The 9,397-nt window shown below is 43.2% G+C and carries 8 protein-coding genes; 4 read left to right on the plus strand and 4 right to left on the minus strand.

Annotated features, from left to right (window positions below; all coding sequences use genetic code 11):
• Nucleotides 1-17: 17 nt before the first annotated feature.
• Complete coding sequence (locus tag A3738_RS19540; RefSeq protein WP_068479373.1) at nucleotides 18-1,220, minus strand: aspartate aminotransferase family protein; 1,203 nt, start codon at nucleotides 1,218-1,220, stop codon at nucleotides 18-20.
• 149 nt (nucleotides 1,221-1,369) lie between these two features.
• On the opposite strand from A3738_RS19540, the gene A3738_RS19545 reads away from it, so the two are divergent.
• From A3738_RS19545 to sbcB, 4 genes are all read left to right on the plus strand, one after another.
• On the plus strand, nucleotides 1,370-2,926 hold the full coding sequence (locus A3738_RS19545) for a hydantoinase B/oxoprolinase family protein (RefSeq protein ID WP_068479375.1): 1,557 nt from the start codon (nucleotides 1,370-1,372) through the stop codon (nucleotides 2,924-2,926).
• A 45-nt stretch (nucleotides 2,927-2,971) separates the two neighbouring features.
• A complete protein-coding gene (gene grxD, locus A3738_RS19550) occupies nucleotides 2,972-3,286 on the plus strand; it encodes a Grx4 family monothiol glutaredoxin (RefSeq protein WP_068479377.1) in 315 nt (104 codons plus the stop codon).
• A gap of 322 nt (nucleotides 3,287-3,608) precedes the next feature.
• Complete coding sequence (locus A3738_RS19555; protein ID WP_156502758.1) at nucleotides 3,609-4,508, plus strand: DUF6160 family protein; 900 nt, start codon at nucleotides 3,609-3,611, stop codon at nucleotides 4,506-4,508.
• Nucleotides 4,509-4,569: 61 nt separating this feature from the next.
• A complete protein-coding gene (sbcB, locus tag A3738_RS19560) occupies nucleotides 4,570-6,021 on the plus strand; it encodes an exodeoxyribonuclease I (RefSeq protein ID WP_068479379.1) in 1,452 nt (483 codons plus the stop codon).
• Here the strand turns inward: sbcB and A3738_RS19565 are convergent.
• From A3738_RS19565 to A3738_RS19575, 3 genes are all read right to left on the minus strand, one after another.
• Complete coding sequence (locus A3738_RS19565; RefSeq protein WP_068502770.1) at nucleotides 6,015-6,752, minus strand: hypothetical protein; 738 nt, start codon at nucleotides 6,750-6,752, stop codon at nucleotides 6,015-6,017. The genes sbcB and A3738_RS19565 overlap by 7 nt on opposite strands.
• 20 nt (nucleotides 6,753-6,772) lie before the next feature.
• A complete protein-coding gene (locus tag A3738_RS19570; RefSeq protein ID WP_068502767.1) occupies nucleotides 6,773-8,848 on the minus strand; it encodes a DUF1631 family protein in 2,076 nt (691 codons plus the stop codon).
• Between the two features lie 124 nt (nucleotides 8,849-8,972).
• Nucleotides 8,973-9,397, minus strand: a 425-nt coding sequence (locus A3738_RS19575) for a transporter associated domain-containing protein (RefSeq protein WP_304440116.1), incomplete at its 5' end; no start/stop codon positions are given.

Consider the following 9,397-nt stretch of genomic DNA (forward strand, 5'->3'; position numbering starts at 1 on the left):
AGCAGTTTTTATCTGGTTTATTTAGCTCGTGGTTGAGCTCTATCGTCTGCCGCGTATAAACGCACAATCTGGATGACTGCGTCAATCAAAAAATCACACTCTTCATCAGATAGACTTAAAGTTGGAAGCAATCGAATCACATTGTCAGATGTAACGTTTAGAAGTATCCCTTTTTCTTTTGCTAGTGGTACTAGAGCAAAGCAAGGGTCTGTCATCTCAATGCCGATCATCAAGCCTTTGCCTCTTATGTCAGCGACATAGTCTGCTCCCAGAAGCGCATCCTCTAGCGCCGACTTAATGTGTTGTCCTAAAGATTCTGCTCTTTGTTCAAGATGTTTGCTTTGAATCTCTTCAATTACCGCCATTGCGGCGGCACATGCCAGTGGGTTGCCACCGAACGTAGAGCCATGACTGCCCGGAATTAAACTGTTTGCTGCTTCGTCAGAACTGATACACGCGCCAATCGGAAAACCATTACCGAGACCCTTTGCGAGGGTTACTATGTCGGGTTGAATGTTGGCGTGCTGATATGCAAAGTATTTCCCAGTTCGCGCGTTAGCCGTTTGTATTTCGTCACAAATGAGTAGGGCAGAATGTTTTGAGCAAAGCTCTCGAGCAGTTTTGAGAAAAGAGGTCTCTGCTAAATGAATGCCGCCTTCTCCCTGTATGGGTTCTAACATTACTGCCGCGATATTAGCGTTCTGCTCAAACGCGGAGTGTAAGGCCTCGGAATCATTCAGCTTTAAATGAATGAAGCCATCAACTAACGGGCCGAAACCATGTTTAATCTTGTCGTTCCCTGATGCAGATATTGTTGCAAGGGATCGACCGTGAAAACTGTTTTTGAAGGTAATGATGACAGGACTATGATTGCCTTGGTCGTATGCATGTTTGCGCGCGATCTTGATTGCAGTTTCATTTGCTTCGAGACCCGAGTTGCACAGAAATACTTTGTTCAATCCCGATAGTTCGCAAAGCTTCTGAGACAATTGTTGTTGAAGCTTTGAATGAAAGATATTCGAACTATGAAGTAGGCGGGTACATTGTTGCTTAATTGCCTTGGCGACGGCTGGATTGGAATGTCCGAGCCCACTTACAGCGACGCCGGTAAATGTATCGAAGTATTTGTTTCCATCGGTATCAAACAACCAGCTGCCGTCTCCATTCTCGAAAGAAACGGCAAGCTTCCCATAAGTATTCATTACTGCATTATCTGTCATGTGTATCTTGTTATTTCTCAATCAATCATGTGTTTAATGATTGTTTTGTTCGTTTTCATTTATAGTTGCGTCTGAATCAAGTGTAGCAAAGACAAAGTATTCTCGTGCTTTATTTGCGGGCGCGAACTAATAGTAATGTGGAGTTATTAATGCAAGAGAAAATAAGTGGAATTGAATTAGCTATTTTTTCTGGAAAATTGAACACGATCTGTGAAGAAATGGGCTTTGTCTTACAACGAAGTGCATTGTCACCAAACATCAAAGATCGTCTCGATTTCTCTTGTGCGTTATTTGATAGTGAGGGCCGTATTTTAGCTCAGGCAGCGCATATTCCTGTGCATCTTGGGAGTATGGCGTATGCCATGAAGGATCTCGTTGCTATGTTCGATTGGTCAGAAGGTGACATGGTCGTAGTGAATGATCCGTTCAAGGGTGGGACGCATCTGCCAGATGTAACGATGATTGCACCATTGTTCCTATCTGATGTTTTGCATGGCTTTGTTGTGAATCGCGCTCATCATGCGAATATTGGTAGTGAAGCGCCTGGTTCAATGCCCTTGAGCGATAGCTTGCTTGAAGAAGGGATTGTTCTCGGACCACAAAAGATTATTGATAAGGGCATCATTGTTGATGAGTTAGCGCGGCGTATTCGCAGCATCGAGCCAAATTGTGACAGCGAGCTGCCTGAAGATTTTTTGGCTCAGATTAGTGCTAATCAAACTGGGCTAATGAGGATGACTGATTGGCTGAATGGGATTCAGCACGGTGGAGTCTATTTCAATGCACGTTGTGCTGCATTAAATGAGTACGGCTTAACTTTGATGCAAGGATTTATTTCCAAGCTACCAATAGAAAGCGTTGAGTTTAGCGATGTACTAGATTCAGATGGTTTCGGTGCCGAGAAAATTCCGATTCATCTCGAATTGCGATCTACCGGAGAGCGACTCGTGTTTGATTTCTCTGGGACTGGTCAGTCAGTTAAAGGAAACCTCAATTGCCCTGAGAGTGTTACCGCATCTTCTGTTTACTATGTCATCGCATGCTTGTTGCCTGAATATGCACCGAAGTGCGATGGCGTGTTTAGGTTTATCGATATTATTTGTCCTTATGGAAGCATGTTAAATGCCCCTAAAGGATCGGCGGTCGCTGCTGGAAATGTAGAGACAAGTATGAGAGTAGTCGATGTGGTTCAGGGGTGTTTGTTGAAGCTCGGCTTAGATATGCCGGCTGCTGCACAGGGCTCGATGAACAATATCGCAATGGGTAATAAATCGAGTAGTGCGGAGTCATGGGATTATTATGAAACGCTTGCTGGTGGCATGGGTGCGAACTCGGGTTCGTCGGGTCTTGATGCAGTGCAATGTCATATGACGAATACCTTGAACACCCCCGTAGAAAGTTTGGAGTTACATTACCCAATACAAATTACCGAATACTCAATCCGCAGAAGATCTGGCGGCAAAGGGGAGTATGATGGAGGGTGCGGTTTGTCTCGGTCCTATCGTTTTACTGCACCTGCATCCGTTACCCTGCTAACAGAAAGGCGGATGAACCAACCTTGGGGAGTTAGTGCAGGCGCGGGTAAATGCGGAGTGAACACGCTTAATGATCAAGTGCTACCTGCTAAAGCCCGGATTCAAGTCGAGCAAAACGATGTAATAAACATTAAAACTCCAGGCGGTGGAGCTTGGTCGTCTGGGGCTTAGCTGTTAAAATACGCGGCTAATTTTTACTGAGTAAGGGTAAACTATATGTCAATTATGGACGCGATTAAGCAACAGATTGAAGAAAACTCAATCCTTCTTTATATGAAAGGAACGCCACAGCAACCTCAGTGCGGCTTCTCTGCGCGCACAGTTCAAGCTTTGATGGCATGCGGTGAACGTTTCGCGTACATTAATATATTAGATAATCCTGAAATTAGAGAAAATCTTAAGACTTACTCAAATTGGCCGACATTCCCTCAGCTTTATGTAAAAGGTGAGCTGGTTGGCGGTTGTGATATCGTCACTGAAATGTATGAATCTGGCGAACTAAAGGAGCTTGTAAGCTCCGCTGCTGAATAAGCAATCTATATACTCTAAAAGGGCTCGTTGTTATACGGGCCTTTTTTATTGATGAGCATTTATGTGATTTCCACTCTACCAAATATCCTCAGTTTTATCGGGTTTTGTTGTTTGTGATGCCGTTCTAATATTCCGTAAAAGTCTGTTAAATCCAGCGTTGTAGCTAGGGCAGTGTGGTCGTCATCACATATGAAAAAGTCTGTTTCGGGTACAGTTACATTCCGAAATATAAGAACAAACATTAAAACAATAAGAACTTACGCAGTTATTTTTTTAAATTGCCGAACAGAAGAAGGTAGAAAAGGCTCATATAGACGTGATTTTGAAAGCGAAGAACCAGTTAAGTTTAGTGTTGGCAACCCTGGCGTTGATGCCTGTCGTTGCGTCTGCTGAACTGCGTCCTATTTCTGATGAAGAATTAGGCGAAGTATCTGGTCAAGCGGCTGTAGCGTTTGATGTAGACCAAATAGGATCGACAAGTTATACCCGTGTAACGTTGGGTATGGAAGCTGAGATCCAAATGAATATCGATAATCTTGAGGCGGGCCGCTATGCAAAAACAGGCGAAAGTCTTGAGGCTGATTTACAAGTTTCAAACCTCGGCTTGGGTTCGATTTCTACAGATTCATCTAAAGTTCAGCTTGATGGTAATACCTATGACGTGAATGAAATTATTCCGTTTGAGCTGAATGATCCATATTTTGAAATTGCACGAGACGACAATAATGAGCTGATCGGTTTTCGTATTGGTTTTGGCGAAGCGAGAGGTCAGTTGTCTGGCGATTTTGGAAGTATTTCAGGCAATGTTGAGATGGACATTGTTGATGACTTTGGAACTCGTTACGAGTCGCAGCTTCTGAATGCGGCAGGTGATGCTGATAACTCTAGATCAACAAATTTCGGTGTGGCTCGCGAATTTACCGGTGGTACGACAGATTGCTCAACAGGCTGGTATTGCTATGACTTAGGTGATTTCAAAACACTTGATATTGGTGAGCGAAACGCCGACACAGGTGCAGTGGAATACACTGAAGACTTCTTTATTGGCTTCCAGAAACAAGCGACGGAATGGATGACTTCAGACGGATCGCTTAATACAGATCTAGGCGCTTTCATTAACCTACCGACGGCGATGCAGATCGATATGAATAGTGGTTTGAATGCAGGCGGTACGGATCGTGTCCGATTAGAATATATCGATCGCGGAAACGGTTTATTCTAACTTCATCTTCGTCTTCTACGCGTTTACTATTAGGTCCTAATTATTTCTAGGCCTAACCTCTATGCAAACTATATTTTGGCACGACTACGAAACGTTTGGTGCTGACCCTCAAAGAGATCGACCATGCCAGTTTGCTGGTGTAAGAACGGATCTCGAACTCAATATCATCGAAGAGCCCGTTACTATCTTCTCACAGCCAACAGAAGATTATCTGCCTTCTGTTCAAGCGTGTCTGGTCACTGGTATCACTCCACAAAAAGCAATGGCAGAGGGTGTTTCAGAAGCTCAGTTTGCAAAAAACATTTCGGAAATCTTTTGTCAGGCAGAAACCTGCGTTGCGGGTTACAACAGTGTCCGATTTGATGATGAGGTGAGCAGAAACCTGTTTTATCGCAACTTTTATGATCCTTATGAAAGAGAGTGGAAAAACGGGAATTCTAGGTGGGACATTATTGATGTTGTTCGGCTTGCTTATGCTTTACGTCCTGACGGTATTAATTGGCCTACTGGCGATGATGGCAAGGTGTCCTTCCGACTAGAGAAGTTAACAGAAGCAAATGGCATCGCGCATGAGGCTGCGCACGACGCTATGTCTGATGTGTATGCCACGATTGAACTAGCCAAATTGATTAAGCAAAGGCAGCCAGCTTTATACAAATTTGCATTCGATATGCGCAGTAAGACCGCAGTCCAAAATTTTCTGGATCAGCATCAAGGGCAACCGTTTTTGCATGTATCGTCAAAAATTGCCGTAGATAAGGGTTGTATAGGGATGATGTATCCGTTGATGCCGCATCCTACTAATAAAAATGCAATTATTGCTTTTGACCTTCGTCAGAACCCCAATGTTCTTCTTCAGCATTCATCCGATGAGATCAAGGCGCTGTTGTATAAAAAAACTGAACTAGATAGTTCAGGTAACCCAGTAAATATTCGTCCTGCTTTGAAGTTAATTCATTTGAATAAATGCCCAATGCTCGCGCCAGCGTCAATGATTAAGGTCATTCCCGAAGAGCGTTTAAAGGCTTGGGGGATGGATCTCGATCTTATGAGAGAGCATGTGAAGCTTCTTAAAGCAGATATGTCGGCTTTTTCGCATGTTAGGGAGGTGTTTGTTGCTGATGAAGATAGAGCTCAGCCCACCGATCCAGATTTGATGATCTATTCTGGAGGTTTTTTCTCGCCGCAAGACAAGGCGCAATTGACGAGCCTCCGAAATATGCCGCCAGAAGAACTCGAAGATGCTCAGTTTGCCTTTCAGGATTCACGTCTTGATGAGATGCTATTTAGATATAAGGCACGAAACTATCCAGAGGTATTAAATTCTGAAGAGCGAGAGAAGTGGAGTCAACATTGTATGGCTAGGCTTCTTGGCGGTGAAAACGGATATTTGAACTTTGATGCATTTGCGAAAGATTTACAGGCGGCTGCTCAAGGAGTTGAGCATGGCTCTGACAAAGCATTTTTATTGGAAGAGATCCAATTGTATGCAGAGTCAATCTATCCTTATTGAATATTCCCCGTCTTTTTATACGACATAGTGACGGCATACGTATAAAGGATTTCGTAGTCGGATTCTGGTGGTCTAGGGTATGGACTTGCGTTATACGCTGCCGTCGTCGCAATGCGCTCAATAGGTATATTCGCGCTTTTGTTTTTGATCGAGGCCGACTTGATCGCTCCATTTTCAAATAGCTTTATTTCAATTGTGAAGTCGATCCGTGGAATGTCGACGTTCTGCATGAATTGATGTAGCTGAGTGTAAAGTTCTCGGTCCAGTAAATGCTGCAGCAATGCCTGTTCATATTCGGTCATAACAGGAAGGTCTTTTGTTGATAAAGCCCTGATGCTAGGGTCCGTTAGATCGTTCTGCTGTTCAATAATTTGCTGTTCTGATGCCTTCATTCTGCGTGCAGGAGCATTCTGATTGCTAGCTGCTTGTTTACTAATAGCGTTAGCTTGTTGGCTTGCCCCTTCCACATTAGAAGCGGATTCTTTCGTAGTGAGGTGGCTATAGTCGTTATAACTTTTCGTCGTTAAGAATTGTTCCTGAGTTTTTCTCGTTTGGCTAGACGCACTTTGACTGGCTTGGCTTTCAGCAGACTCTTGAGACAGAACTAATGTTACTGGAATAGATTGGGTGTCATTAGGTGTCGGGGCGGGCCACAAATTCAACAAGGTATACAAGATTATATGTGAGCAGGCCGCGACCGACAATGCTATGGCTAAGGCATAGTGTTTCATATAACTAAACGTTAAGCCTACTAGCTCTGAAGATTGCTCAGAATGTGGTTTAAGGCTCTATCAACGAGCGCGCCTTTCTCGAGAATGACCATCATTCCCTTGTTGATTTGGGCAACGACTTGCTGGGAACTTAACTCTATTGGATTAAGGCCAAATCTATCGGCAAATACATATACGTTTGCTTCGTCTACTCTGCTAATCAGTTTGTAGCGTTTCAAATTTCCGTTAATTTTTATTTGGACCCATCTTCCAATTTCCAGCTGAGCTAACAACTCAACATTCTTGTTAAGTTGAGGGCGTAGGCTTTTTTGCTTTGTGATTGCGCCTGTGCTGCTAGCATTATTTGGTTTATTGAGGCTGGCATCATTTTGGTTGCTAAGTGCTGTTTCCCTGAAAATACTTGTAAGATCTTTTTTGATGTCTGCAAGCATTCTATTGGCTGAGTAGGGGTCAAACGATATACGAGTTAATTCGGCGTCTATTTGCTTTAACAGACGTGGTACCAGAGCTAACCACTTTTGACGGTCATTTTGTGTTGCATGTTTTCTAGTACACCAAAGTAAGTCTTCAGTTGTCTTTCTGCAGGTATCCCAATTGTGTTCTTGCGCATCGCGAAGAAATGCGATGAACAATACTCGTCTCCATGGTCCGGTTAGAAGTTCAGAAATGCTAGTAGGTAAGTTCCTATGTGATTCAACGAGTGCTTTTAGAGTTGAGTCGATAAATTCTTGGGCAACCCGGCTTTTAATGCGTCCTTCTTCTGTTAGTTTCGTACGTTGCTCGAGCAATTTTTGGCGTTTGTTTTCGCGCGCGATAAAAAGCTCTAACTTTAAATTTGACGCTGTAAAACAGTCATAGTGACCACTTTTATCTTCGATAATGTCATCTACGAGTGAGCGAAGCTCGTCGTATAGTTTTGTTCGTGCGCTGTTTTGATTGTCGTTGGTCCAGCCAATCGCTGCTGTGGCTAAGTTGTTAATGAAGGTTCTAGCCGGATGAGCATGCTCTTTGAAAAATACAGGATTATGAATGACCGCTTTAAGTACAGGTATTTGCAAGCGACCAATAAGCGCCTGCATTTCTGGCGCTAAATTATTGTCGTTGAGTATGTACTCAAACAGTAAGCCGACTAGATTAATAACATCAAGATCTTTTTCGGCCACTTGTTTTCTTGAGCTTTTCTGAAGTTGTTGTGTCACGTACTGGCTGATTGTCTTGGCGTCAAAAAACCTTGCTTCATTTGTCGCTTCCTTCGCGGCGTTTACAATATTCAGTGCTTGGATGATGTCTTGAGAGCTAGCGTAATGCTGTGTCTTAATCGTTTGTGTGGCTGTTTGAGTAGTGTTTTCTTGTGCCGTAATGTCTCGATGATCGTGTGCGACAGGAGCTCTTGTTGTTTCTTGCTTGGAGCGGACGGATTGTTTGCGTTTAGTCAGGCTTAGATCCGGCTGAATTCCCTCAGAAATTAGAGTGTCATTCAATGCGTTTAGTGGCTCTTCAAGCTTGGAAAATAAGTGTTTGTCTAAGTGCTTGTATAGCAAAAGAAGCTCACCGAGCTCGATATCGAGATTTTTGCAGCTGCTAGCAATGATATGAGCTAATAACTCAGGTGACTCTGGACTAAGTTCATCACCATTAAGCTGATAAGCCTCGGCCATGCGTTGATGCAGAGTTAGGTGAATATGCTGAAAGTTAGCTCGTGACTTACTAGCCATTGTCTCAACCGCTAGCTGCTCTTCAAATTGCTTGTCGTCTACCACTGATAGAGATTCAACTTGTGACGGCGCTGGTGTATTAAGTTTTATCTGCTCGAAAGGAAATTGAAATAAAGATTGAAGAGATTGATCAATGTTCGTGCATATGGCTTTACGTTTGAGGCGTAATTCACGCATGGCTTCGAAATAGCGATTTTGCTCATTGTTGTTTCTTGCATTATTTGCAAGATCAAACAAGGTGTCATCAATCGCATCAAATGATTGATCTAGTAGGGGAGATACATGCTGAGAGTAGGCATTGAACAGTTTTTCTGAGACGGCTGAGCTGTTAGCACTTTCTCGAGAATTGGCATTGTCGTTGACGTTAAAGCTGTTTGCCATTGGTGCACTCAAGCGATAGAGAAATGTATCAAAAAGTTAAAATGACGCCGAAGTCTGTAATTTACGCATATTAGTACAAACTCGCAAGAAACTAAGTGTTTTAGTATGAAAAATGGGCAATTTGTTACGCTTTACCTTTAAATGCGCGCACAGTTTTGATTTTGTCGTCTTTCACTTGTCTGACTTCTAGTTCGTAGTTACCAATCTTTATGCAAACTGGGTGCTCAGGAATGAACTCCAATGACTCAGTAATAAGCCCGTTAATCGTTTTAGGGCCATTAGTAGGTAATGACCATTTAAGCGCTTTATTAATCGCCCTAATGGTGGCGGAGCCATCAATAAGGAAGCTGCTGTCCTCTTGCGCAGTGATATCTGAGCTGCTGGTTGTAGAGTAGTCCGTTGTGAACTCCCCAACAATTTCTTCTAAGATATCTTCCATTGTTGCAAGTCCCTGAACATCACCATATTCATCAACCACAATGCCGATTCTGCGTTTTGCTTTTTGAAATTGAAGTAACTGATGGTTTAGCGGAGTACTTTCGGGGATAA

It is taken from the genome of Oleiphilus sp. HI0066, from assembly GCF_001635725.1.